At 59.5% G+C, this 25,991-nt stretch carries 21 protein-coding genes; 10 read left to right on the top strand and 11 right to left on the bottom strand.

What is annotated here, in order from left to right; genetic code table 11:
* Positions 1-166: 166 nt before the first annotated feature.
* Positions 167-4,999: a dermonecrotic toxin domain-containing protein gene (locus PMA3_RS13115; RefSeq protein ID WP_064677547.1), complete on the bottom strand. Its 4,833-nt coding sequence runs from the start codon at positions 4,997-4,999 to the stop codon at positions 167-169.
* A 237-nt stretch (positions 5,000-5,236) separates the two neighbouring features.
* On the opposite strand from PMA3_RS13115, the gene PMA3_RS13120 reads away from it, so the two are divergent.
* The gene (locus PMA3_RS13120; RefSeq protein WP_064677548.1) at positions 5,237-6,277 is read left to right on the top strand and encodes an Ldh family oxidoreductase; all 1,041 of its coding nucleotides are present in this window, start codon (positions 5,237-5,239) and stop codon (positions 6,275-6,277) included.
* Positions 6,278-6,429: 152 nt separating this feature from the next.
* Here PMA3_RS13120 and PMA3_RS13125 read toward each other — a convergent pair whose 3' ends face one another.
* Positions 6,430-6,747, bottom strand: coding sequence for an ElaB/YgaM/YqjD family protein (locus PMA3_RS13125; RefSeq protein WP_064677549.1), 318 nt, complete (start codon positions 6,745-6,747; stop codon positions 6,430-6,432).
* 164 nt (positions 6,748-6,911) lie between these two features.
* Here PMA3_RS13125 and PMA3_RS13130 point away from each other — a divergent pair, with 164 nt between their 5' ends.
* The gene (locus PMA3_RS13130) at positions 6,912-7,163 is read left to right on the top strand and encodes a hypothetical protein (protein ID WP_064677550.1); all 252 of its coding nucleotides are present in this window, start codon (positions 6,912-6,914) and stop codon (positions 7,161-7,163) included.
* A gap of 50 nt (positions 7,164-7,213) precedes the next feature.
* Here the strand turns inward: PMA3_RS13130 and PMA3_RS13135 are convergent, their stop codons facing one another.
* Positions 7,214-8,131, bottom strand: a complete 918-nt coding sequence (locus PMA3_RS13135) for a LysR family transcriptional regulator (protein WP_064677551.1) — start codon at positions 8,129-8,131, stop codon at positions 7,214-7,216.
* Positions 8,132-8,215: 84 nt separating this feature from the next.
* Here PMA3_RS13135 and PMA3_RS13140 point away from each other — a divergent pair, with 84 nt between their 5' ends.
* On the top strand, positions 8,216-9,139 hold the full coding sequence (locus PMA3_RS13140) for a carbon-nitrogen hydrolase family protein (protein WP_064677552.1): 924 nt from the start codon (positions 8,216-8,218) through the stop codon (positions 9,137-9,139).
* Positions 9,140-9,292: 153 nt separating this feature from the next.
* Here the strand turns inward: PMA3_RS13140 and PMA3_RS13145 are convergent, their stop codons facing one another.
* The 3 genes from PMA3_RS13145 to PMA3_RS13155 all read right to left on the bottom strand — a co-directional run bounded on the left by PMA3_RS13145 (position 9,293) and on the right by PMA3_RS13155 (position 11,534).
* A complete protein-coding gene (locus PMA3_RS13145) occupies positions 9,293-9,835 on the bottom strand; it encodes a GNAT family N-acetyltransferase (protein WP_064677553.1) in 543 nt (180 codons plus the stop codon).
* A gap of 51 nt (positions 9,836-9,886) precedes the next feature.
* Positions 9,887-10,360, bottom strand: coding sequence for an LEA/WHy family protein (locus PMA3_RS13150; RefSeq protein ID WP_064677554.1), 474 nt, complete (start codon positions 10,358-10,360; stop codon positions 9,887-9,889).
* 280 nt (positions 10,361-10,640) lie between these two features.
* On the bottom strand, positions 10,641-11,534 hold the full coding sequence (locus PMA3_RS13155; protein ID WP_064677555.1) for a LysR family transcriptional regulator: 894 nt from the start codon (positions 11,532-11,534) through the stop codon (positions 10,641-10,643).
* A 101-nt stretch (positions 11,535-11,635) separates the two neighbouring features.
* Between PMA3_RS13155 and PMA3_RS13160 the strand changes: the two genes are divergently transcribed.
* From PMA3_RS13160 to PMA3_RS13175, 4 genes are all read left to right on the top strand, one after another.
* Positions 11,636-12,727, top strand: a complete 1,092-nt coding sequence (locus PMA3_RS13160; protein ID WP_064677556.1) for a polyamine ABC transporter substrate-binding protein — start codon at positions 11,636-11,638, stop codon at positions 12,725-12,727.
* 13 nt (positions 12,728-12,740) lie between these two features.
* Positions 12,741-13,700, top strand: coding sequence for an agmatinase (gene speB / locus PMA3_RS13165; protein WP_064677557.1), 960 nt, complete (start codon positions 12,741-12,743; stop codon positions 13,698-13,700).
* A gap of 177 nt (positions 13,701-13,877) precedes the next feature.
* Positions 13,878-14,996 (top strand): cell division protein ZapE, encoded by a 1,119-nt coding sequence (gene zapE, locus PMA3_RS13170; protein WP_064677558.1) that lies wholly within the window; start codon positions 13,878-13,880, stop codon positions 14,994-14,996.
* Positions 14,997-15,013: 17 nt separating this feature from the next.
* Positions 15,014-15,595: a DinB family protein gene (locus PMA3_RS13175; protein WP_064677559.1), complete on the top strand. Its 582-nt coding sequence runs from the start codon at positions 15,014-15,016 to the stop codon at positions 15,593-15,595.
* Positions 15,596-15,760: 165 nt separating this feature from the next.
* Here the strand turns inward: PMA3_RS13175 and PMA3_RS13180 are convergent, their stop codons facing one another.
* The 4 genes from PMA3_RS13180 to PMA3_RS30725 all read right to left on the bottom strand — a co-directional run bounded on the left by PMA3_RS13180 (position 15,761) and on the right by PMA3_RS30725 (position 20,716).
* Complete coding sequence (locus tag PMA3_RS13180) at positions 15,761-15,964, bottom strand: hypothetical protein (RefSeq protein ID WP_064677560.1); 204 nt, start codon at positions 15,962-15,964, stop codon at positions 15,761-15,763.
* Between the two features lie 101 nt (positions 15,965-16,065).
* Positions 16,066-18,303 (bottom strand): TonB-dependent siderophore receptor, encoded by a 2,238-nt coding sequence (locus PMA3_RS13185; RefSeq protein ID WP_064677561.1) that lies wholly within the window; start codon positions 18,301-18,303, stop codon positions 16,066-16,068.
* 284 nt (positions 18,304-18,587) lie between these two features.
* Positions 18,588-20,333 (bottom strand): phosphoethanolamine transferase CptA, encoded by a 1,746-nt coding sequence (locus tag PMA3_RS13190; protein ID WP_064677562.1) that lies wholly within the window; start codon positions 20,331-20,333, stop codon positions 18,588-18,590.
* 200 nt (positions 20,334-20,533) lie between these two features.
* Entirely contained in the window at positions 20,534-20,716 is a 183-nt protein-coding gene (locus PMA3_RS30725; protein ID WP_082930316.1) for a DUF6026 family protein, read from the bottom strand.
* Between the two features lie 247 nt (positions 20,717-20,963).
* Here PMA3_RS30725 and gnd point away from each other — a divergent pair, with 247 nt between their 5' ends.
* The 3 genes from gnd to PMA3_RS13205 are packed head-to-tail and all read left to right on the top strand — an operon-like array spanning position 20,964 to position 24,306.
* On the top strand, positions 20,964-21,968 hold the full coding sequence (gnd, locus tag PMA3_RS13195) for a phosphogluconate dehydrogenase (NAD(+)-dependent, decarboxylating) (RefSeq protein WP_275672288.1): 1,005 nt from the start codon (positions 20,964-20,966) through the stop codon (positions 21,966-21,968).
* The gene (gene zwf / locus PMA3_RS13200) at positions 21,965-23,488 is read left to right on the top strand and encodes a glucose-6-phosphate dehydrogenase (protein ID WP_064677564.1); all 1,524 of its coding nucleotides are present in this window, start codon (positions 21,965-21,967) and stop codon (positions 23,486-23,488) included. Before gnd ends, zwf begins: the two co-directional genes overlap by 4 nt.
* Positions 23,485-24,306 (top strand): Cof-type HAD-IIB family hydrolase, encoded by an 822-nt coding sequence (locus PMA3_RS13205; protein WP_064677565.1) that lies wholly within the window; start codon positions 23,485-23,487, stop codon positions 24,304-24,306. Before zwf ends, PMA3_RS13205 begins: the two co-directional genes overlap by 4 nt.
* 130 nt (positions 24,307-24,436) lie before the next feature.
* On the opposite strand, the gene nhaB is transcribed toward PMA3_RS13205, so the two are convergent.
* The gene (gene nhaB, locus PMA3_RS13210) at positions 24,437-25,939 is read right to left on the bottom strand and encodes a sodium/proton antiporter NhaB (RefSeq protein WP_064677566.1); all 1,503 of its coding nucleotides are present in this window, start codon (positions 25,937-25,939) and stop codon (positions 24,437-24,439) included.
* Positions 25,940-25,991 lie beyond the last annotated feature (52 nt).

Raw genomic sequence — 25,991 nt, forward strand, 5'->3', positions numbered from 1 at the left:
CATCCTGATTTCCTGCATTCTAACCTTGAGCGAAGTCGGCGAGAACAACCGTCATGGCAATTACCCATCAAACAGGAATGTTTTTTACTTAAACATCCTGAAAAACCGGTAGTTGCCATGCAGCGTCCATAAAAAGAGTGAAAAAATAATCAAAAACTTTTGGTTTTCAAGGCAAGACTGCCGGTGTAACCGGTACGGGATCCAGTTGCCGGCCCATTTCACAGATGAGCATCGCAACCGAGTCCGCATTGCTCAGAATCGTATCTATCCGTAAATGCGGTTTCACACGGTCCAGGAAGGCGGTTCGGGCGTCTTTCAATGTTTTGGTACCGGTAATTTTCATTGTCTGCTTGGCGATATGAGCGGTTTCGGGAATGGAATCCAGGCTTTCCCATAAGCCCGTAGACTTGTTCTTTCGGGCAAATAACGCTCCACGGGGCGTTGCCATCGACAAGGCGTCACGCTGGATTCGTTCAGATTTTGCTTTCAACTTCGATCCGGCTTGCGTGGCAGTGTCGATGAGATCGGTGAAGGGGAGTCTTGCCTCCAGATAGGCGATGTCGATCGTCTTGGCGAAATGGTGTGAAAACTCATGGATAAACGTCACTGCCTGGGCATGCGCATCGACCTCGAAATGTTGCGGCACAAAGAACTTGTAGTCATCGAGTTCCGGATCGAAGAAGGCATCTGAGAAGTACACTCTTTTTTGCATGTCGGTTTGGATGGTAAATGCAATCACATTGTCTTCCGGTGAAGTGTTGAAACCGACGACGAACCTTTTGGTATCGAGATCGTCCAGCCCCGGATCCACCAGCGCCTGGCAGATTGGCACGATAACTTTTTTGATTTTGTCCAGAATTGAGGTGTCGATTGTGCTCACGTCAAAAAACTTTTTCAGATAGGTGTCAAGTCGGGTGCCTGGAGCGGCGGTACGCAACTGTGTGAAGTTGTGAAGGCAATTAAAGGCGTAGTACCTGGCCAAATCCATTGCTTGCACGATAGTCTGGGCTTTGGCGGGATATTTACGACGTATTTCATCCATCCCTTGTGCTTCGATGTTGAACGATGCCGTTGCAATCCAACGGGTTGTGACATTGTTCGCGAAACGGGATATTGCCTTGCCATAGTGAATGGATTGCGGGTCCGCAGCGAGTACCAGATGAGGACCAGGGGCTTTTTCCAGAAAGGGGCCCTTTTGCGTGTCGTTCATCATGCGCCAGGCTCCACCGTGTTTTGCGACGCGATAGACTTTGCCCAGAACAGGGGCGAAGTGATGGGTTGTCGTAGGGTCGCGATAGGTGCCCTCCGTTGCATCTTTCTGAAACTTTTCCAGATCGACAGTCGGCGATTCATACGCTTGCGCTGTTGTCCGGCTCGCGGAGGTGGTGTTGATGGATGACCACTGCGGCGCAACGACAGGTTGTTCTGCGGGGGGGGCTGTCAGGATGACTGGCGCAGGGGTAGAGGCTGGATTTTCCTGCATCATCCGCCCAAGGGTGATCATCTGCGCCGCACCAGAGACGAAGGATTTGAATGCGTGTTTCCAGTGTTGGTCTTGCAGCGCCTCTGCCGAGTCCTTGAAATCCTTGTAGGCTTGCCACAGAAACAGACCACAGGACAATTTGCCAGGCAAGAATCCAGACAGCAGCTTGATTCCGGAACTGAACAGCTCCTTGGCTTTTTCCCAATCGGTTCGCGCGGTAACCGTGGATTGACTGCCCAGCATCTGCTTGAGCAGCAGGATGTTGTCTTGGAATAGACGCTCCAGCACATTCCCGGTAATGGGATTTGAAGCGAGGGTCATTTCCGTGGTTTCGCCCACGGTGGATTCAAGCAGATTTTGAAACGTCGCCCGGGACGATTCGGGCAGGCGCCGGATCAACAGGTCCTGCAATGGCCCTGGGGTATTGAGTGCGCCAAGCAGTCCGGTCTCGGTCTCGAACTCGGTGAAGGGTGGCCCGACAAAATAGGGCGCGTAGAGCACCTGCCGACCGGCCACGTCTTTGCCCGGGCTGATCAGGTACATCCCCAGTGCGTCGACGGCTGTGGCACCGGCCGTGGAGATCAACTGCAGCGGGCGGATGATAGCGTCTGCCCCTTTAACCGCGGCCCGTGCCGTGGCATTGGGCATGTCCAATAGCTGCTCGATTGCGTCGAACGCCTGCTCCGACAGTTGCTCTTGCAGTTTAAGCGCGTGGGCCTCTTGCAACAGGTGCCAGGGCAACTGCTGGAAGTAGCGCAGTTTTCGCGCTTTGGCAGCGTCGCTATCACCCGACAATTGTTCCGAGAGCAACTGCTCATACACTGACTTGATGTTCAGCTGTAACAGCAGCTGCTTGACAGCCTCGGTATCCATCTCGTTCGGAAGCGGTTTTGAGGTCGTCGAGGCGATGGTAAAACCTGTTCCCTGGAGCACATTGACGTGATTCAGGGCAAATTCGGTCAATGTTTGTGCAGGGCCGGCGATGGCTAACCCAGGAGTGACCTTGACATGATCGGGGTCAATGAAATTGCCCTGGAAGCGGGTTTTTTGCAGGGACACCAGTTGCTCGTGGACATAGATAGCCAGGGTTTTTATGCCATGTAGATAATCTTTACACTCCGACAGGCTATGGCGGTGTTGCTCCATAATTTCGACATGTTTTTGCTGTTCCCCCAGCGATGCCATTCCCAGCCAGGCCGGCAAAGTCTGGCGGGTTGCAATGGCCTTGCCAATATCCTTGGCTCGCTGCAGATTGGTGCAGATGGGTTGCTGCTTAAGTGCGTTCAGGGCTTTTGTCTGTTTCGTTTCTGTCAGTTTCAGCGCGCGAACCTGGTCGCAAACCGCCAGAAAGTGATCGATGGCCGTCTGCTGACGATGGAGCAGCAGATTATTTTCGATCTGACGAAAATTACCCAATTCGTACGTTTTATGGAACATGCGCTCGGCAGGCAGGAGATTTTCAAGCAGCATCAGCCGCTTGATCGGGTCAAGCAGGCGTCGTTGCAGCTCGGTCCTGGCCGTGGCGACCGATTCAAAGGCCTCCAACCCAAGCGCCGGGGTCCAGAGAATCGCCCGGCCGGAATTCTGTGTATCCAGGCCGCCGCGTTCGGTGAGCATGAAACAATGGTGCACGGCCAGCGACGATGTATGGCCCGCGGTTTCAAGGCTGAACCAGTAGGCATCCGGGCGAAATCCATTCAGCGCTTTACGCTGGCGGCGGGTGGGGCGGTCGGGGTCGAGTACCGTATGGACAATGGCGCTATCGACTTGCGACAATGTGCGGTTAAGTCGACGAAGGTTGGCCTCGCCACGAATACCCACCGACAGGGCATTGGCCAGTGCGGGTTTCATGGCTTCCAGGCTGGTTCTCTGCAGCGCACCGGTCTCGACAGGTTGCGCCTGCCACTGCGCTTCGAGAGCTGATTTCACGCTATCGAAGGTTTTCGACAGCGTTGTCGCCTTGTCGGCCAGAACAATTGACGGACGCGATTGCCCCGTAATGACCTGCTGGGTACTCCACCGACCCTGCGTCGGCATTTCCAACAGCTGATTGTCGATCATGCTGCGCACGTCCAGTGCCTTGTCGAACAACGCCGCAATACTCACGTCACCATCGCTGTGACGGAACACCCCCAGCGCGTATTCGACGTTATGCAGCTGTTTGTCGATGATTGAGTCAAACAGCGACTCGAAAACTGAACCTGCAATCGCTTCGCCGGAAACCTGAGCATCCTTGAAGCCGAGAAAGCGATGGCGATCTTCTTGTGTCAACAATTCGTACAGCTCATCGTCATGCCCTTTGGCAACGACCTTGGCGCGCACGGTGTCATGTAAGTCTTCAGGGCTCTCAAGCACCTGCAATCCGCTGGCGGGGGTAAAGAGATAGGCATCCGGTTGAGCAATCATGAATGAGCCGGCCAGCTCAACGAAATTCGCTGCGTGTTCCCACAGGCGCACGGCTTCAGGAACCAGCGGCGATGGTGCGGTTCGAGTGGTACTGCGGTCGAATAAAACCTCCAGTGCCCGACTCTGTTCAGGACTGATGATCTTGTCCTGTCGCTTGAACAGGATGTCCGCCCGAGCCTTGTCGCTGATGGCCTGGATAAACAGCTTGCGCCGGGATTGCCCATTCGGCAGAACATGATTCCAATACGCCCGCAGTTTTTCGCCGAGCAACCAGGTCAGCCCGGCGGACGCGGTCTTGACTGCCTTTTTCCATATCTCATTGTCGCGCTCGGCCTGGGCCTTATCGTCAGGTACCAACGTTCGGTCCGGGTGGTTGAACGCCAGGGTCTGGTCTGATGGCCAGCCTTGGTGGCGATAGAAAAGCATGAGGGCGTCACTGAGGGGCATCGATATTCCCGATGCGGAGTTCACACTCGAATCGATCCCGAAGTCGACCCGGGTGTCCCGTTGCTTCAGTCCTGCAAAAGAGCGGCCTAACAAACCGTCAAGAATCTCATTCAGCGAATCTGTCAACGGTGGCAGTTGAATCAACGCCTCCAGCAACCGCTGTGCATTCTGTTGCTGATTGCTCTTGATGACTGTTTTCTGGTCGTCGAATACCTCGCCCGTGATGATTTCGCGAGTGATCTCGGTGACTGTTTCGCCTTCCAGTTCGATGCGTTGGGCTATCGAGGCAAAACGCAACAGTTCATCGCGCTTGGACTCGTTGGTCAGTCGCAGAATCAGCTCTGCGGTGAGTGAGTCGACGTCATCGAACTTCTCGATCCCCCCGTAGGGCGTATACAGAATCGCATCGTTGTCGTCGGGCGTGGATGACAACATGAAACATCCGGCCAATGGCACCGGCACCTTGTCCTTAACCTTCAAAAACAGTTTTTCGGCAGACATGGGAGGCGTCTGCTTTTGTCGAAGTTCATCGCTCGCCAACTCGATATGGCTGAGCCAGGAAAAGTCCTTGCTTGAAAGGGAATGGGTTTTTCGGAGTTCTTCGTGCGTACCCGGTTCATCCAGCACTTGCGGAAAAAACAATGGAGAGGGAGAAGTGGTCATGGAGGTCTCGATGGGATCGCCACGTGGCGAATAATGAATGGGCCTCCAACCTAGGTGATGCCCGCGCGGGCAAGGTGGTAAATAGTTATCGCAGTGTGCCGTACCGGGTCGGTTACATTGAGCCGGTTGAGCGGCATTCAATCAAAAGATTGACAGCCGGCTCGGGTCGCGTTGTTAATCGGTTTGCATAACCCTCGTACGCTGTTGCCCCCTCCAATAATTAGTCTGGAGCTTCAGATGTCTGCGCCACACGATCAAGTGTCTACGGCTGTCTCGCAAAACCTGTCCCTCGAAGCGCTGACGGGATTGCTTGAAAAGATCTTCCTGCGCCAGGGCACCTCGGCTGACGTCGCTCGCGTACTGGCGCAAAACTGCGCCAGCGCCGAACGCGATGGCGCCCATAGCCATGGCGTGTTTCGCATCCCCGGGTACGTATCGACATTGCAAAGCGGCTGGGTCAATGGCCAGGCCGTGCCAGTGGTCGAGGATGTCGCCTCGGGTTTCGTCCGGGTCGACGCCGGCAACGGTTTCGCCCAACCGGCGCTCGCGGCGGCCCGTGCGTTACTGGTGGAAAAGGCCCGCAGTGCCGGGATCGCGGTGCTGGCCATTCGTAACTCTCACCATTTCGCCGCCTTGTGGCCGGATGTCGAACCCTTTGCCTATGAAGGGCTGGTGGCGCTGAGTGTGGTCAACAGCATGACCTGTGTCGTGCCGCACGGCGCCGATCGTCCCTTGTTCGGGACCAACCCGATTGCTTTCGCCGCGCCGCGGGCCGATGGCGAGCCGATCGTCTTCGACCTGGCCACCAGCGCCATTGCCCATGGCGATGTGCAGATCGCCGCGCGCAAGGGCGAACGGTTGCCCGAGGGCATGGGCGTGGACAGCCTCGGCCAGCCGACCCAGGATCCGAAAGCGATTCTGGAAGGAGGCGCGTTGCTGCCGTTTGGCGGGCACAAGGGCTCGGCACTGTCGATGATGGTGGAGCTGTTGGCGGCGGCGTTGACCGGGGGGAATTTTTCGTTCGAGTTCGATTGGTCGAACCATCCGGGCGCCAGGACGCCCTGGACCGGCCAGTTGCTGATTGTCATCGACCCGAGCAAGGCGGCTGGACAGAGCTTTGCCGAGCGCAGCCAGGAACTCGTGCGGCAGATGCACGGTGTGGGGCTCAAGCGTTTGCCGGGGGATCGACGCCACCAGCAGCGGGCCAAAGCCGCTACCGATGGCATCCAGCTTGATGCTCAGACGTTGGCGGATCTGCGAGAACTGGCTGGACTCTGAAATCTGCTGTTCATACTGGAACGGCGAGCCCGATGGTTAACGCCGGCCAATGTAGGAGCGAGCCTGCTCGCGAAGATCTCAAGGACACCGCGTTTGTTCAGAAAAAACGCGTCATCGTTAACGTCCATCGCGAGCAAGCTTGCTCCTACAGCTTACCGCCTACCCAGCAGCAACCCGACCACCAGGCCGAAACCGGCGGAGATGGCCACGGTCTGCCACGGATGACCACCAATGTAGGTCTCGGTGGCTTCGACCGCAGGCAGGGTCCTGTCGCGTACGCTGGTCACCGAGTCACGCGCCTGCTGAAGTTTCTGGGCGATTTGCCCACGAAGGGTATCCGCTTCCTCACCGACCAGTGAGGCACTGCTTTTGAGCAGTTTTTCCGACTCTTCGATCAGAGCCTGAAGTTCGCTGAACGCTTGATCCTTGATTTGATCTTCGGCGACTTGTGCGGCGGTTTTCCGAGCCATTGAGGTACTCCTTGCAGTGAATGGGCAGTAAATAATGGAGTCTGCGACCGTGGAAAAAGTTGCAGCGAATTTGCCTGCCGACCTCATCCTGATGAAAAATCCGGCGCAGGAAATTTCTTTCTACAGTGTAAGATGTCGCCTATTTTACGCAGCAGGTATTTCCCATGAGCTTCAATCTGGCCGACAGACCCCTTGCCGAGCGCGCCGCGCTTGAAGATGAGAAATCCCGTCTGTTCGAGCTCTGGCAAAACAACCTGGGCAAAGCCAAGGGCGAGGCGGCACGGTTGTTCGGCGAACGCGCCAAGCGCAAAGGCAAATGGGCCGAGTGGGTGCGTGCCGAGCTCGACGGCATGTCGCCACCGGAATTCGCAAACATGGTGCGCAGTGAAGTCAATCGGCTGATGGCTGCGAAATAGATGTCCATCTGACACTACCCCTTTAGGCTATTTCGACAGCTGCAATATGGTCATTGCGCGCGCGCAAAGCTCGCGACAATGGCTTCTCGCACTTTCAAAACCACCGGATCCAACTGGGTGCTGGTGCGCCAGCCCAGTTCGATCGGGTAACGCGGCAGGTCCAGCGGGCAGGGCAGCAGCGCCAGGCCGCTGAGCGCCGCAATGCTTTGGGCAGCGTGGGCCGGAATCGTCGCCACCGCCTGACTGCCCTTGAGCAAGTACGGCAACGCCGCAAAGTGCGTGGTCGAGGCGCTCACCCGTCGACTCAAGCCCAGCGCCGCCAAGCCTGCATCGGTGATCCCGATAAAACCGCCGGACGACACCAGTATGTGCTCGCGGGCGACGAACTCTTCCAGGCTGATGCTGTGTTGTCCCTCAGCCAGGCTCGCAGGATCGACCAGGCACTGATAAATGCCCTCGCCGAGCACCTGGCGGCTGAGCAAGCGTTCGGCGAAACCGCCGGCGGTGATCGCCAGATCGATGCTGCGCTCCATTAGCGCCTGGGCAACGATCTGACTGTGGGTCTGGCGGAAGATCAGCCGCAGCCCTGGCGCGCAGAGGGCGATTTCTTCGATCAATCTGCGCCCGTAGGCGATCTCGAAATCATCCGACAAACCCAGTGTGACCGAGCGCCCGTCGTAGTGATCGGCGTCAGGATCGACCATCGCCAGGCTCTGCCGGCATTTGTTCAGCGCCTCGCTGACCACCGGCTTCAATTGATTGGCCTTGAGTGTCGGCGCCAGGCCGCGACCGGTGCGCACGAACAATTGATCGCCATACAGCTCGCGCAAGCGGCGCAATGCGGCGCTGACTGCCGATTGCGTCACGCCCAGCCGTAACGCGGCACGGCTCGCGCTGGACTCCTCATGCAGGGCTTCAAAGACTTTAAGCAGATTGAGATCGACGGTTGCGATATTCATCGTGTTCATATCATTCAGCAGTGAATCGGTCTTTATTCATGATCCGGCGACGGCCGAGAATGAGCAACACCTCATTACCTTTCGGAGACTGCCATGCCCAAGTCAATTGTTGCTGCGCTGCAAATCGGCGCCTTGCCGGGCGGCAAGGACGAGACCCTGGAACAAATACTGTCGTATGAAAACGCTATTGTTGAGTCCGGTGCCGCGCTGGTGGTAATGCCCGAAGCGCTGCTCGGCGGTTACCCCAAGGGCGAGGGTTTTGGCACGCAACTGGGCTATCGACTGCCGGAAGGTCGTGAAGCCTTTGCCCGGTACTTCGCCAACGCCATCGACGTGCCCGGTGTGGAAACCGAGGCGTTGGCTGGCTTGTCGGCACGTACCGGGGCCACGCTGGTGATCGGTGTCATCGAGCGCGCTGGCAGCACTTTGTATTGCACCGCGTTGTACTTCGATCCGCAGGCGGGGCTGGTGGCCAGACACCGCAAGTTGATGCCGACGGGTACTGAACGGCTCATCTGGGGCAAGGGTGATGGTTCGACCTTGCCCGTGATCGACAGTCAGGTCGGGCGGATCGGTGCGCTGGTGTGCTGGGAAAACATGATGCCGCTGTTGCGCACCGCGATGTACGCCAAGGGCGTGGAGGTCTGGTGCGCGCCAACGGTGGATGAGCGGGAGATGTGGCAAGTGAGCATGCGCCACATCGCCCACGAAGGACGCTGCTTCGTGGTCAGCGCCTGCCAGGTTCAGGATTCACCGCAGGCCCTGGGCGTGGACATCGCCAACTGGCCGGCGGACCGGCCGCTGATTGCCGGCGGCAGTGTAATCGTCGGGCCGATGGGCGACATTCTGGCTGGGCCTCTGCGCGGCGGGCCCGGGTTGTTGACCGCCGAGATCGACACCGATGATCTGGTTCGCGCCCGTTACGACTTCGACGTGGTCGGGCACTATGCGCGCCCGGATGTGTTTGAACTGACGGTGGATGAGCGGGCTAAACCCGGCGTGCGCTTCACTGCATGACTTCCCTTTGGGGTGGGCTTGCTCGCGAATGCGGTAGGGCAGTCAAGTTATTTGCTGGATGTGCCAGCGTCTTCGCGGGCAAGCCCGCTCCCACAGTTGATCGGTGTTGTCCGGAAGTTTTGTGGTCGACACCGGCCCTTTGTGGCGTGAGGTTCAGCGCTGCTGCAGCCACTCTTCGCGGGTGATTTCCCATATTTCTCTCGGCAATCGCCCACTGACGAAATCCCCCTCGTCGGTGCCGATCAAGCGCATGCCCGTGCGTTGCGAGAGTTTGCGCGAGCCGATATTGAGCGCCGCTTTCGGCACACGCAGCACTGAACGACCGAGGGTCTTGAACCAGTACCCGGTCACGGCGGCACTGGCTTCGCTCATCAAGCCCTGGCCTTGCCACTTCGGTGCGAGCCAGAAGCCGCGGTTGTTGTCCTGTTCATTCATCAGGCTGATATTGCCGATCAGTTGCCCGGGTGCCGACTTCAAGCGGATCGACCAGTGCCATTCCTCGCCGCGGGCCATCGCCGGCAGGGCGTTATCGCGCAGATAAGTCAGCGCACCATCGGCGGGATAGGGCCAGGGCACCAAGGCGTTCAGATAGCGCACCACCTCCCAGTGCGGGAACAGTCGCTGGATCGCCTCGGCGTCGGTCAGTTCCAGCGGGCGCAGGATCAGGCGTTCGGTGTAGAGCGTGGGGGTGTCCATGTGTATTGCCTCCTTGTCTGTCCCTATTGAACGTGATCGCCAGCGCCGGATTTACCTGGGTGTGAAAGTCGGCCCCGGCAGGCTGAGCTTGCCACTGTCGACAAAACGCAGGGTACCAAACAGGCCACCAGCCAGCTTGCCGCGCAGCACGTACGGCATGTTGTTCAGGGTCTGCGTCTGACTCAGGCCCAATGTCTGGCGCAGTACAGAGAACGCCGAGACGCTCACCGGCACGGTCAGGACGGTGTCGGAGAAGCGTGCAATCGTGCCCATCTGATCACTGACCCCCGAGGCCAGTGGCTGACCGTTGACCTCCAGGTCCAGGGCCACGCCGTTGTAGTCGATCGCGGTTTCATTGGGGTTTTGCACGCGTATCTTCACGGCAAAACGCACTTCCATGTCCTGGCTCGGCAGCGGTTCGAAACCGACCACGTTGACGTTCAGCGGATCGCGATTGGGCAGCAGGGCACAGGCGTTCAGGGAGAGGAGCAGCAACGAGAGGGATAAAGCGATGAGTCTGCGCATTGAGGGGCTCTCGACAGAAAAGGGACCGAACCCCCGATGGCTCGATCCTTGAGCGCTGTTCGGCGGTTCAACCTGTGCGACCACGTTCACTGTGAGGAGTTCGCTGCGGACTGTCACCTGTGGTTCGGCACCGCCGAGCACGGGCTTGGGCATCAGTTGCAGCGACGGTGCGACGATTCGACCTGCTCGCGAAGGCGGCGTGTCAGTCGATAGCAATGTTGGATGTGCCTGCCTCTTCGCCGGCAAGCCGGTCTCGCTCCCACAGGGGCATCGCTGCCCCTCAGGCAAACGCCGCGAGCAAATCTTCCTCAAACGCCTTCTGCGCATCCCCCGCCACCTGCGCGCGATGGCGGGCCAGATGAAAGGCCACATCGAAACTCATGTCGCCACGGCGCACGCTCCTGAGCAAACCCTTGTCCTCCCAGCTCCTGGCAAAGTGACTGGGCAGATGCCCCACATGCTTGCCAGAGAGAATGAAGGCGAGGGTGCCTTCGACCTGCTCCGAGCGCGCCGAACACAGCTTGCCCTGGAACGGCTCGTCGTTGCGCAGGAAGCGGTACGGGTGATCGACCCGGTCGCAGGCCTGGAGCGCCTGATCGTCCGGCGCGTCGTCTGTGAACAGCGGATGGCCGGGGGCGCAATACAGGTGCTGGGTTTCGGTGAACAGTTCGCGGTAGTCAAACGCGCTTTGCACCTGTGAGAAATAGCCGATCGCCAGGTCCAGCCGCTGTTGCAACAGCAAGCGCTCCATTTCGCCGGGCATCGCGCTGATCAATTCGAGGCGTACCGATTCGTCCCGCTCGCGAAAGCGCCGGATGGCCCCGGCCACCCGTTGCAGCACCGATTGATCGAGCGCCTCGGACAACCCCAGCCGTACTTCGCCGATCAATCGACCCGCCACGCCGTTGGATTGATGGCGGAATGCTTCGATGGATTCGAACAACCCCCTTGTCGCCGTCAACAGTCGTTCACCCTTGGGCGTGACCTTGAATCCGCCCTTGCCGCGACTGCACAACCGATAGCCGAGCCGGGTTTCAAGCCTGGCCATTTGCTGGCTGATACTCGACTGGCTCAAACCCAGCTCACCCTGGGCCGCGCTGAAGCCGCCGCATTCGACCACGCTGACGAACAGCCGTAGCAGGTGCAGATCGAGATCGTGCAGTTGGCCGAGCATCAAACATTACTCCAGGATAAAGTCAGGTTAACAATCTTTATATTTTTCCAATGTATCCGACTCGGCATCCTGCAACCACTTCCTCCGGTCAGGTGTTCGTCATGGCTCCGCTATCAAGGCTGTGTTTACCCGCGTTGTTCCTCGCCATGGCCGTCCCGGTGCAGGCCGGGGACAAGGTTGTCAATCTGTACAGTTGGGCCGATTACGTGGCGCCGGAAACGCTGCAGCGGTTCGAGCAGGAAACCGGTATCCACGTGCGTTACGACACCTTCGATTCTTCCGAAGTCCTGGAAACGAAATTGCTCACCGGTGGCAGCGGATATGACGTGGTGGTGCCTTCGTCGAGTGTGCTGGCCCGTGGTCTGGCGGCCGGTGCGCTGAGGGAAATTCCCCACGAGGGCCTCAAGGGCTACGCCAATCTCGACCCGGACTTGCTGGAGAAGCTCGCCGCCGTCGATCCCGGCAACCGTTATGGCGTGCCCTACACCTGGGGCACCCTGGGTCTGGGGATGAATGTCGAAGCGGTGAAACAACGCTTGCCGAATGTGCCGCTCAACAGCCTCGATCTGCTGTTCAAACCCGAGTACGCCGGCAAACTCAAAGATTGCGGCATCGCCATTCTCGATTCGCCCCAGGAAGTGTTTGGCCTGGCGCTGCATTACCTGGGTAAAGATCCCTATAGCACTGACAAGGCTGCTCTGTCAGCCGCCGAGGCGTTATTGCGTCAGCTGCAACCGAACGTCCTGTACGTTGCCACCGGACGCCAGATCAGCGATCTGGCCAACGGCGACGTCTGCCTGGCATTGACCTACAACGGTGACGCCAGCATGGCCGCCGATCAGGCGCGCAAGGCCAACAAACCGTTCGAGGTGGCGTACCGGATTCCGCAGGAGGGCACGCTGATCTGGCAGGACAACCTGGCGATTCCCAAGGATGCGCCTCACCCAGAGGCCGCCCGTGCCTTTATCGAATTCATGCTGCGCCCGGAATCCGTCGCGGCGCTGACCAATACGCTGTTTTTTGCCACGGCCAACCAGGCGGCAACCCCGCTGGTGGATGAAGCGGTGCGCAGCGATCCGGACATTTACCCACTGGCCGACGTGCGAGCGCGGCTGTACGCCGACCAGACCATGAGCCTCAAGGACATGCGCCAGCGCACTCGCCTGTGGACCACATTCCGTAGCCGCCAATAATAAGGAGCCTTCAATGGACGTCCCTGTGCAGAACGATCAAGCCCTCACCCGTGACAGCCTTTACGGAACAGCCGCCGAAAGTACCTACGCCGGTATCACCAGTTTCATGCGTCGTCGCTACAGCCGCGACTTGCGCGGCGTCGACGTGGCGGTCAGCGGGGTGCCGTTCGACACGGCGACCAGCAACCGCCCCGGCGCACGTTTCGGACCGCGGGGCATTCGGGCCGCATCCACCGGGATTGCCTGGGAGCGCCACTGGCCGTGGACGTTCGATCCGTTCGACCATCTGGCGGTGGTCGACTACGGTGATTGCGCCTTCGATTACGGCACGCCGCAGTCGGTGCCGGAAAGCATCGAGGCCCATGCCGAGCACATCCTCACTGCCGGCAGCGCGATGCTGACCTTCGGTGGCGATCACTTCATCACCTATCCGTTGCTCAAGGCCCATGCCCGCAAACATGGTGCGTTGTCGCTGATCCACTTCGATGCCCACAGCGATACCTGGCCGGACGAGGGCGGCAAGCGCGTCGATCACGGCACCATGTTCTGGCACGCGGCCAGGGAAGGCCTGGTCGATCCGTCGCGGTCGGTGCAGATCGGTTTGCGCACCACCAATGACGATCATCAGGGTTTCGAGGTGCTGGATGCGCGACAAGTGCATCGGCGCGGGGTCGATGCGATTGTCGAGGCGATTCGGGCGCGGGTCGGGGATAACCCGGTGTACTTGACGTTCGACATCGACTGCCTCGACCCCGCTTTTGCCCCGGGTACCGGGACCCCGGTGTGTGGTGGCTTGAGCACGGTGCAGGCCCTGGAAATCCTCGGCGGCCTGCGGGGGATCAATCTGGTGGGGATGGACGTGGTGGAAGTGGCGCCGGCCTATGACAGTGCGGACATCACGTCATTGGCGGCCGCGACCCTGGCGATGGAGATGCTGTGCCTTTATGCGGCCAGGCACAAGGTCGATAGGTAAAACGCAACCCTTTGTGGGGTTTGCTCGCGAAAGGGGGCTGACATTCAACATTTACATTGACGGAACCTTTTCGCGAGCAAGCTCGCTCCTACATTTGATCTATGTCAGACCACTGGATCGGCGCTCGGATCTTCCGCCTGGATATCTCCCTGCCTTGGACATGGCATACTGCCGCGCATGAATCTCGACTCCCCCCTCAGCACCTGGCAGCACGCCATCGAACACAAGGGCTTCGTCCAGGACGAGGCTCAGGAACATGCGGTCTGGGCTTTGCAGAAATGTTACGAAGCCCTCCATGACGGGCAAGCGCCGATCACCGGGGTCTACCTGTGGGGCCCGGTCGGGCGCGGCAAGACCTGGTTGATGGACCAGTTCTACCAGAGCCTGCAGGTTCCGGCCCGGCGTCAGCATTTTCATCACTTCATGGGCTGGGTGCATCAGCGCTCCTTCCAGCTGACCGGCACTGCCGACCCGTTGCAGGCACTGGCCCGTGAACTGAGCCAGGACGTGCGGGTGTTGTGCTTCGATGAGCTGTTCGTCAATGACATCGGTGACGCGATCATTCTCGGGCGCCTGTTCCAGGTGATGTTCGAGCAGGGTGTGGTGGTGGTCTGCACCTCCAACCAGCCGCCGGACCAGCTCTACGCGGATGGCTTCAACCGTGACCGGTTCATGCCTGCCATCGCGGCGATCAAGCGGCACATGCAAGTGATAGCGGTCAATGGCAGCGAAGATCATCGCCTGCACCCGGGTACCGGTTTGCAACGTTACTGGGTAGCATCGCCCGGGCAGACAGGCGCCTTGGCAGACGTGTTCCATGCCCTGGCTGTCGGCCAGTCGGTATCCAGCGCACCGATCAAGGTCGGCTACCGTTTTCTCGAGGTGGTGCAGTCCAGTGAAACCGTGCTCTGGAGCCGTTACTCCGACCTCTGTGAACAGCCCTTTGCCGCCATGGATTTCATGGCGCTGTGCGACACCTTCAAGGCTATCCTGTTAAGTGAGGTCCCCAACCTCAGTGCGCAGAGACGCGCAGGTCGCATCGCTCGCGGTACCGAAGATGGTGTCGAGCGGGTGGTGGCGGGCGATCGCGAGTTGCCGCAATTGTCTGTGAATGACGACGGTGTGCGTCGTTTCATTGCCCTGGTGGACGAGTGCTACGACCGTAAAGTACCGCTGTACCTCGAAGCGCAGGTGCCGATGGAATCGCTGTACACCGAGGGTTATCTGGAATTTCCGTTTCGCCGCACCCTCAGCCGTCTACAGGAAATGCAGTTGCAACGTTTCGCCGACGCTTGATATCGGGAGGAGCGAAGATGAATCAGCCGCTGTCTCACCATTTGTTGACCATGGCCTATCAGAATGCCTGGGCTAATTATCGACTCGCCGGAGCCTGGAGCCAGTTAAGCCAGGATGAGCTGACTGCGCCCAGAGTCAGCTTCTTCCCCAGCCTGCGCGGAACGCTCAATCACATCCTGACCTGTGACTGGTTCTACGTGGATGCACTGGAGCGGGAACTGCGCGGCGATGACCCGCATCCTGACTGCAACATATTTTTCAGGCACGACGAGCCCTGTTCAACGGCCGCTGAACTCAAGCACGAGCAAACCCTGGTAGACCGCCGGCTGATTGCCTACTGCGAGCAAATGCGTGACGCAGACCTCAGTAAAATCGTGACCATCGACCGTGACACACCTCAGCATGACAGCCGTTTGCGCTTGCTGTCGCATCTGTTCGAGCACCAGATTCATCATCGCGGGCAGGTGCATGCCATGCTCAGCGGCACCCCGGTCAAGCCGCCGCAACTGGACGAGTTTTTCTGCGCCGGCGAGTCGGGGTTGCGGGCGGTGGATTTTGCCGAGCTCGGGTGGACGGAAGCCTTGATCTGGGGGTCGTAGGAGCGAGCTCGCTCGCGATGGACTTAAGAGCGCCGCGTTTAATCAGCAAACACGCGTTATCGTTAACGGCCAGCGTCGGAACGCCGCCCGGAGCAAGCTCGCTCCTACAGTGGACCGCACCGCTTAACTGACCGGCAATGCGGCAACCCTGGCTCCTACAATCGGTCATTTCGTCTTGTAGGACTCGGTCACTTGCGCGGTCTGATCGTCCGGGACCCGGACCTCGGAACCTTTGTTCTCCTGGGCCTGCTGTTGAACGGGTCGCAGGCTGTCGAAGTAATACCGCATCCGTTCTGCCCCGCCTTCGGCCAAGGCGGTGGCCGAGACAAACGTCATCAGGCCGGCGATGATCAGGGGTGTGCGTTTCATGGTGTGCCTCCCATCAGGAATGTCGGGTGCCTTTCGTCCATGCTCCAAGGCGATGTCGAAGGTCCATTATCTGCCGATTCCGTTAATTGGGCGTTAAAACGCTAGAGTTTCCAGTCCAGGCTCAGGGTGACTGTGCGCGGGTCGCCCCAGAACACGCCGTTGTAGAAGCCGACGTTGTCGTAATACTTCTCGTCGAACAGGTTGTCGACATTCAGCGAAGCGGACAGGTGCCGGTCGAACTCATACCGCGACATCAGTTTGACCACGGTGTAGGCCTTCTGACGGATCTTCGCGTTTTCGGTGATGATCTCGCCTGCCGCGTTACGCCCGACCGGACGCCTGGAGTTCCCGAAGACATCACTCTGCCAGTTCACCGCGCCCCCCACCGTCAGCGCCTGCCAATCACCCGGCAGGCGATAGGCCGTGGAAAGCCGTAGCATATTCAGTGGCTGGTTGGTCATGGTCCGCTGCTTTTCGCCGTTGACCGAGTGGGTATAGGTGTAGCCGGCCGTCATGTTCCAGCCGGCCATGACCTCACCCGAAACCTCGGCTTCGAAGCCCTGGACCTTGTTGCCTTTTCCGCCTGACTTGAAGAACTCCTCGCCGGTCACCGGGTCTGGGGGCACCGAATCGTCAAGCTCCGCAACGTTGTCCTGTTTGCTCCAGAACAGCGCGGTGGCCAGGTTCAGGCGTTCTTCCAGGAGGCTGCCCTTGAGCCCCAACTCATAGTTGCTGCCCACCACCGGTTCGAGGTATTTGCGGTTGCTGTCGCGATTGGACTGCGGTTTGAAAATGTCGGTGTAGCTGACGTACAGGGTGTATTCGGGTGTGAGGTCGTAAAGCAGCCCGGCGTAAGGCGTCCAGATGTCGTTATGTTGCTGGCGGGTGGCATCGACGCTTTCCAGCTGCAGGTTATCGTCATAACTGTTGGTCTTGCTCGAGGCCTTCCAGCTGCCATAACGACTCCCGAGCACCGCGTGCAGCTCATCCGTCAGGCTCAGGCGAGTGGCCAGGTAACCGGCCTTCTGGCGAGTGCTGTCTTTTGATCCTGCAAGGCTGGTGACGGTATCGGGGTACTTGGCGATGTTGCCCATGTATTTCCAGTCGGGAATGCTCAAGTAGTCCGGCGGCAGTGCACCTTCAATCAGGTAGGGGCTTTCTTCACTGCGCTCGGCTTCGCCATACCCGAGCATCATTTCGTGTTCCCGTCCGAACAGCGAGTAGGGCCCCGCCACGTTGAAGTCATAAGCCTTCATTTTCTGCGTCCCGAGCATGTGGCCCAGGTAGGCGGTCATGCCGCTGCGGTCCTCGTTCGGGAAGCCGCCACCGCCGTAATACAGCTTGCCGTCGGTATCGCTTTCGCGGTGGGTGTAGGCCGCTTTGAAATGCCAGCCCGCGCCCAGTTGTTGCTCCAGCGTGGCGAATGCAGTCTTGTCCTTGATCGGCCAGGAACTCCAGGACGTGGCCATATTGGTGGAGCGTCCCAGGTTTGCTTTGCCTCCGTCGGAATTCCAGTACGGCAAGGTGCCATAGGAGGAGCCCTGCACGTGTTTATTCTGATAGTCGTAACCCACGGCCAGCAGGGTGTCGTCGGTCAAATCGGCTTCGAGAATGCCGTAACCGACTTCCCGTTGTTGCTGATACTTGTCGCGGAACGATTCGGCATCGCGATAGGCCAGCACGCCGCGACCTCGCAGCCGGCCGTCAAAGGCCAGCGGGCCACCGACATCCAGGTAACTGTAGTAGTCGTCATAACTGCCACCGCTGACACCGGTCTGGACTTGCCACTGCGCTGTCGGTCGCTTGCGCACCATGTTGATGGTGGCCGACGGGTCGCCCGCACCCGTGGTCAGGCCGGTCGCACCGCGAACCACTTCGATGCGGTCGTAGATGATGGTGTCCGAGTCGGACTTCATGTAGCTGAAGGTATTGAGCATGCCATCGACCTGGAAATTGCTGATCGTGTAGCCGCGGGAGGAATAGCTGACCCGGTCCGAGTCGTTGTGCTGGACCACTATGCCGGTGGTCTGGCCCATGGCTTCGGACAGCGAGCCGAGCTTGAAGTCGTCCATCTGCTGGCGAGTGACCACGGACACCGATTGCGGCGTTTCCTTGATCGACAGGTTCAGGCGGGTGGCGGTGCTCATGGCGCCGGTGGTGTAGGACTCGGTGTTTTCGGTGGTGTTGCCCAGACTTTGGGCGACGACATCGGTGGCGTCCAGTTCGAGGGTGTGACCGGGCGCTTGGTCGGCGTCGGTTTCAGCCAGCAGATCCGGGCACAGGGCGGCACTGCACAGGCCCAGGGTAAACGTCATGGAACGGGTGATAGGCGCGAACATCGCAGCCGACTCCTTGTCTTCGAGGGAAAAATTCCGTTTGCTCAAAGACGAAGGGGAGGGCGGGGATTTAGCGATAAACGAGAATAATTATTATCTTTGGGGTGTTTCTGTCAGATTAATCCCTGGTCAGGGCGCTCCGATGGGTTCTTTGTAGGAGCGAGCTTGCTCCGGGCGGCGTTCCGACGATGGATGGTAACGATGACGCGTTTTAACTGACTGAACGCGGCGCTCTTGAATCCATCGTCGGAACGCCGCCCGGAGCAAGCTCGCTCCTACAGGGGGATCTACTTCTGTACAAGCTCCGGGGCAGGTGGCAAGGCCTTTGGCTTCATCAGGCTGAAGTCGATCAGCGGCCGCTGCTGGCGCTCGTAGGGGTTGCCAATCATCAAGGGCCGGGGCTTGAAGCTGTCGCTGACCAGGCTCTTGCTGCGATCGAGTTCATCGAAGCTGAGCCCTGCGAGATCGGCCCAGGTATGAATCAGGTGCGAGCTGCTGTACGGCCGCTCCAGATCGCCGGCAAAATTCCAGTCATGGGTTTCGCGCCATTTCGGCGAGGCCCAGGCCATGAACGGAATGGTGTACATCGGCGCTGTCGGTTTGCTTTCGTTGCGCCCCAGGGTGCCATGGCCAGGGGAATCGAACACATCTTCGCCATGGTCGGAAAGGTACATCAGGAACCCGTTCGGATCGGATTTGGCGAAGCCCTTGATCAGGCTCGAGACCACAAAGTCGTTGTACAGCACTGCATTGTCGTAGCTGTTGTAGGTCGGCACCTGGTCATCGCGCACGCCTGGCGGAACGCCTTGGCGGTCCTTGAACTTGTCGAAGGTCGATGGATAACGGTATTGGTAGCTCATGTGCGTGCCGAGCAGATGCACGACGATCAGCTTGCGCGGCGCAGCGTCGGTCAGGGCCTTGTTGAACGGTTCGATCACATCGCCATCGTACTGGGCGGCGTTCTGGTTGCGGTTGTTGTTCAGGTACACCTGCTCGTCGGCCTGCTGGGAGAAGGTGGTCAACATGGTGTTGCGCTTGGTCATGGTCTGCTGGTTGGTGATCCAGAAGGTCTTGTAGCCCGCCTGTTTCATCATGCTCACCAGCGACGGGGTCGACAGGTACAGGTCCGGATTGTCTTCGTCGGCGAAGGTCAGCACCTGTTGCAACGCCTCGATGGTGTAGGGGCGCGGAGTGATGACGTTATCGAAGACCGCCAACTGGTCCTTGAGCTTGTCCAGCTCCGGCGTGGTTTCCCGTGGGTAGCCATACAGGCTCATACGCTGACGGTTGGTGGATTCACCGATCACCAACACCAGGGTCGACGGCTGCCCGGCCGCCGAATCCTTGAGGTTGTGCAGCGGCGGGATCTTGCTCGCGCTGGTGAGCATGTCCTGCATGCCGGCCAGCGTGTCGAGGTAACGGTGATAGGCCACGGCCATCTGCCAGGGCACGGCGGGCTCGATGCGGGTCTCGAATTTCTCGAAACCACTCGCCAGGCTGCCGGTGCGGACGGTGTGTTTGATCAGCGGATAACCGATCACCGCCACCAGAATGGCCGTTGCCGCGACCAGTGCCCGCCCGCGGGGCATGTACACCGGACGCAAACGCGTCCACAGGAACCAGGCGAACAGCGTGTGGGCGAGGAAGGCCGCCACCATCCACCAGGCAAAATACTGGGTCATGTACTCGCCCGCTTCAGACACGTTCGACTCGAACATGATGAAGATGACGCTTTGGGAAAATTCCTGCTGGTAGATGAAGAAATAGCCCAGGCTCGCCATGGAACAGGCCCACAGCACCACGCCGATCAGCGCAGCCATTACCCGGGTCTGTTTCGGGTACAGCAGCATTGGCGCCAGCCAGATGGCGCTCATGATAAACGCCTGGCGAAAGCCCGTGAAACCGGAGGTGCCCGTCAGCTGGATCAGTAGTTGGGTAATGCCGGAAAAATACCAGAAGAACAGAAACAGCCAGAGCAATCCTGCCCAATCGAAACCATTCGCAGACGTGGTGCTGCGTTTAAACAAAGCCATTCATCGCTCCAACCTGAAATCACTGTCCTCCGTCGAGACGTGAATGTCAGCGACGAACGGGAGGGCACGCGTATACCGAGCGGCCACAATGCGCCGGAGTATCGGCAGGTGGGTGTGAAAAAAATGTGATTGGCAGACAGGGGAGTGGGGGTGATGTATCTGGAAGCAGCAGGGGGCTGCTTCCGGTTCAAGCGAAGGGATCAGGCGTGGGGAGCACGCTGTGCGACGGGCCAGGACTGAGCCTGAGCATCTTGCGTAAGCAGGCGCAGTTGCGCGACTTCCTGCCTCAACTGGTCGCGCTCGTCTTTCAACTGGCGCAATTCATCGCGACGGATCGTGACGTAAAGGGTTTGTGCTGGCCGTGCTGCTAGTAATGTGCCCATTGCTCACCTCGCAAATGGCTGATTCAACTGTAAATTAGCTCCGACGTCGGATGCTAACTTACTATCGGCGCCGATTTTGATTTCTTTTGCACAAGAATGGAACTTTTTTATTTTTCATGGTCGTTGTGTCTTCGGCACGATTTCTGACGTTGTGAGTCTGGATCGGGCACAATGCCCGGAAACTTCGTCTCGCCGCTCTGGACTAACCCACATTAGTCGCGTTGGGCTATAACCTTTGACACACTTTATTTGTAGTAGGGAGCATCGGAACATGCAACTCGGGATTATCGGACTGGGCCGCATGGGCGGCAATATTGCACGGCGCCTGATGCTCAACGGGCACACCACCGTTGTTTACGACCGCAATACCGCCTTCGTCGAAAACCTGAGCGAAGCGGGCGCCACGGGCGTTGCCGACCTCCCGGCCCTGGTTGCCGGCCTGGCCAGGCCACGGGCGGTCTGGGTCATGTTGCCGGCCGGCGCACCGACCGAAGACACCATCGACACCCTTAGCACTTTGCTCGAAGCCGGCGACACCATCATCGACGGCGGCAACACCTTCTACAAGGACGACATCCGCCGGGCGAAAACCTTGTCGGAAAAAGGCCTGCACTACATCGATGTCGGCACCTCGGGCGGCGTCTGGGGCCTGGAGCGCGGTTACTGCATGATGATCGGTGGCGATGCCGACACCGTTACGCGTCTCGATCCGCTGTTCGAAAGCCTGGCACCGGGCCTGGGCGACATTCCGCGTACCAAGGACCGCAAGTCTGATGACGATCGCGCTGAACGTGGTTATATCCATGCCGGGCCGGCCGGTTCCGGGCATTTCGTGAAGATGATCCACAACGGCATCGAATACGGGATGATGCAGGCCTTCGCCGAAGGCTTCGACATTCTCAAGACCAAGGCCAGCACCAACCTGCCGGAAGACCAGCGTTTCGACTTGAACGTCGCCGACATCGCCGAAGTCTGGCGCCGTGGCAGCGTTGTCTCGTCCTGGCTGCTCGACCTGACCGCCGACGCGCTGGCCAGCGATCCGAAGCTCGACGGGTACGAAGGCGCCGTGGCGGACAGCGGTGAAGGTCGCTGGACCATCGAAGCCGCCATGGAGCAATCGGTGCCCGTGCCGGTGTTGTCGAACTCGCTGTTCTCCCGCTACCGCTCGCGCGGGCAAGGCACCTTTGGCGACAAGATTCTCTCGGCCCAGCGCTTCGGCTTCGGCGGCCATGTGGAGACTGCGAAAAAATGACCCGCCTGATCCGCAATAAATCCAAGGCAGAACCCGCACCACCGACCACGCTGTTCCTGTTCGGTGCCCATGGTGACCTGGTCAAGCGCCTGCTGATGCCGGCGCTGTACAACCTGAGTCGCGACGGTCTGCTCGGCGATGGATTGCGGATCATCGGCGTTGACCACAACGCCATCAGCGACGAGGCTTTCGCGAAAAAACTCGAAGACTTCATTCGCGTGGAGGTGGCTTCCAAGGTCGGGAAGGGCGATACAGCCCTGGATCCGGACTTGTGGGCCAAGTTGGCCAAAGGCATCAGCTACGTCCAGGGCGATTTCCTGGACGACAGCACCTATCAGGCCCTGGAGGCAAAAATTGCCGCCAGCGGCACCGGCAACGCCGTCTTCTATCTGGCCACCGCGCCACGTTTTTTCAGTGAAGTGGCGCGCCGTCTTGGCGCTGCCGGCCTGCTGCAAGAAACCCCCGAGGCCTTCAGGAGGGTGGTGATCGAAAAACCCTTCGGCTCCGATCTACACACTGCCGAAGCCTTGAACGCGTGCCTGCTCAAGGTGATGACGGAAAACCAGATCTACCGGATCGATCACTATCTGGGCAAGGAAACCGTACAGAACATTCTGATCAGCCGGTTCTCCAACAGCCTGTTCGAAGCGTTCTGGAACAATCATTACATCGACCACGTGCAGATCACCGCCGCCGAGACCGTCGGCGTGGAAACCCGTGGCAGTTTTTATGAACACACCGGCGCCCTGCGGGACATGGTGCCCAATCACCTGTTCCAGTTGTTGGCGATGGTGGCCATGGAACCGCCGGCAGCCTTCGGTGCCGATGCGGTTCGCGGCGAGAAAGCCAAGGTGGTCGGCGCGATTCGCCCCTGGTCGGTCGAGGAGGCACGGGTCAACTCGGTCCGCGGCCAATATGCACCCGGAGAAATCGATGGCAAGCCGTTGCCGGGGTATCGCCAGGAAAACAACGTCGCGCCCGACAGCAACACTGAAACCTACGTGGCACTCAAGGTCATGATCGACAACTGGCGCTGGGTCGGCGTGCCGTTCTACCTGCGCACCGGCAAGCGCATGAGCGTGCGCGACACCGAGATCGTCATCTGTTTCAAGCCGGCGCCCTACGCGCAGTTCCGCGATACCGAGGTCGATGAGTTGCAGCCGACCTATCTGCGGATCCAGATCCAGCCTAAAGAAGGCATGTGGTTTGATCTGCTGGCCAAACGGCCTGGCCCTGCGCTGAAGATGGCCAATATCGAACTGGGTTTTGCCTACAAGGATTTCTTTGAAATGCAGCCGTCCACCGGCTACGAGACTCTGATCTACGATTGCCTGACGGGCGATCAGACGCTGTTCCAGCGCGCCGATAACATCGAGAATGGCTGGCGCGCCGTGCAGCCGTTCCTCGATGCCTGGCAGCAGGACGCGAGCGTGCAGGGCTACGCGGCTGGCGATGACGGGCCGCAGGCCGCAGAAGATCTGCTGACTCGCGATGGTCGCGTCTGGCACGGCCTTGGATGAGTGAGCCGACGCAACACCCCATCCGGTTTTTGCTCAGTGACATGGACGGCACGTTGCTGCTGCCCGATCACAGCCTCAGCCAGCGCACCCTCGAAGCGGTCCGATCGTTGCGCGAGGCGGGCGTGCTGTTCAGCCTGGCCACCGGTCGTCCGCCCAAAGCCATGCTCCAGCAGATCGAAGCCCTGGGCGTCGACCTGCCGACGGCGGCGTTCAATGGCGGCACCCTGGTCCATCCCGACGGCAGTATCCTGGTCGCGCATTACTTGCCGGCCACGGCCGCGTTGACCACCTTGACGCTGTTTGCCGATCTGCCGGATATCGAAGTCTGGGTATTCAGCGGCGGCGACTGGCTGGCGAAAGACCCCTCCGGGCCCATGGTGCCGCGCGAGCAGCACGGCCTGGGATATCCGCCGGTGACGGTGGAGAGCTTCGAGCCGTATCTGGAGCAGATCGACAAGATCGTCGCCGCCAGTCACAACACCGAACTGTTGATCGAACTGGAAGCGCAATTGCTGGCCAAGGTCGAGGGGCAGGCTCAGGTTTCACGTTCACAACCGGTGTACCTGGATGTGACTGCAATGAAAGCGAACAAGGGCGAAGCGCTGGCGACACTGGCCGAGTTCCTCGGTGTGCCCCTGGAGCAGACGGCAGCCCTGGGCGATGGCGGCAACGATCCGGCGATGTTTCATCGCGCCGGGTTGTCGATCGCCATGGGGCAGGCGGAAGAGGCGGTGCAGCGCCAGGCGCACGTGGTGACCGGGACCAACACCGAAGAGGGTGCCGCCCAGGCGATCGAGCGGTACATACTCCCTCGTTAGTTCACTATAAAACCTGTGGGAGCGGGCTTGCCCGCGATAGCGGTCTGACAGGCAACATCGATGTTGAATGTGCTGGCCTCATCGCGGGCAAGCCCGCTCCCACAGGGTCGTGTTCTCCCACAGGGTCGTGTTATAGCCAGTAACTCACCGCATACCAGCCAAGCACCCCCATCACCACCGTATACGGCAACGCCATCCACACCATCCGCCCATACGACAGGCGAATCAGCGGTGCAATCGCCGACGTCAGTAGAAACAGGAACGCCGCCTGACCATTGGGTGTCGCCACGCTCGGCAGGTTGGTGCCGGTGTTGATGGCTATCGCCAACGTCTCGAAATGCTCACGGCTCATATCGCCGGCGATGAAGGCCCGTTTCACTTCCGTGATGTAGATGGTCGCGACGAACACGTTGTCGCTGATGGCCGACAGCAAGCCGTTGGCAATGAACAGCATGCCTGGCTGTTGTTCCGTTGGCAGTGCCAGCACCCACTGGATCAGCGGAGTGAACAGTTGCTGGTCGTGAATCACCGCCACCACCGCAAAGAACACCACCAGCAGCGCCGTGAACGGCATGGCGTCCTTGAACGCGTTACCGATGCGGTGCTCGTCGGTGATGCCGGTGAATGAAGTGATCAGCACGATCACCATCAGACCGATCAGGCCGACCTCGGCGATGTGAAACCCCAGCCCCGCAATCAGGATCAGCGCCGCCAGCCCCTGCACGATCAGCGCGGCGCGCTGGCGTGTGGTGCGTGCGGCGTTGTCTTCGGCGGCGTAGTTGGCCAGCACGACACGCACGTTGTCCGGCAGCAGCGTGCCATAACCGAACCAGCGCAGTTTCTCCAGCAACACGCAGGTCGCCAGGCCCGCCACCAGTACCGGCAAGGAAACCGGGGCGACTTTCAGAAAAAACTCGGCGAAGTGCCAGCCCATTTCATGGCCGATCAGCAGGTTCTGCGGCTCGCCGACCAAGGTGCAGACGCCACCCAGCGCCGTACCCACAGCGCCGTGCATCAGCAGGCTGCGCAAAAAGGCGCGGAATTGCTCGAGGTCTGCGTGATGCAGTCTGGGCAGATTCTGGTCGTTACCGATCGGGGTGTCCTGCCGCGGATCGTCGCCCGAGGCGACACGGTGATACACCGAGTAGAACCCCACCGCGGCACTGATGATCACGGCCGTCACGGTCAGGGCATCGAGAAACGCCGACAGGAACGCCGACAGAAAGCAGAACATCAGCGCCAGCAGGGTCTTGGAGCGAACCCCGAGCAGCAGTCGCGAGAACAGGAACAACAACAGGTCTTTCATGAAGTAGATGCCGGCCACCATGAACATCAGCAGCAGGATCACCGGGAAGTTGTGCACCAGTTCGTCATAGAGTGCCTGGGGCGTGGTCATCTTCAACAGCAGGGCTTCAACCAGCAGCAGGCCGCCGGGCATCAACGGATAACACTTGAGTGCCATGGCCAGGGTGAAGATGAATTCCAGCACCAGCAGCCAGCCCGCCACCACCGGCCCGACCGTCCACAACACCAGGGCGTTGAGGATCAGGAAGCCGACAATGCTGGCCTTGTACCAACGGGGGGAATGCCCGAGAAAATTGTGCGCGAACGCCTGGGCCATTGAGCCGGACATTGGCTACTCCTTGTAATAAGAAGCGCGCAAGTTGCCGTAAGTGAAAGGGAAG

This window comes from Pseudomonas silesiensis, from assembly GCF_001661075.1.
GTDB lineage: Bacteria > Pseudomonadota > Gammaproteobacteria > Pseudomonadales > Pseudomonadaceae > Aquipseudomonas > Aquipseudomonas silesiensis.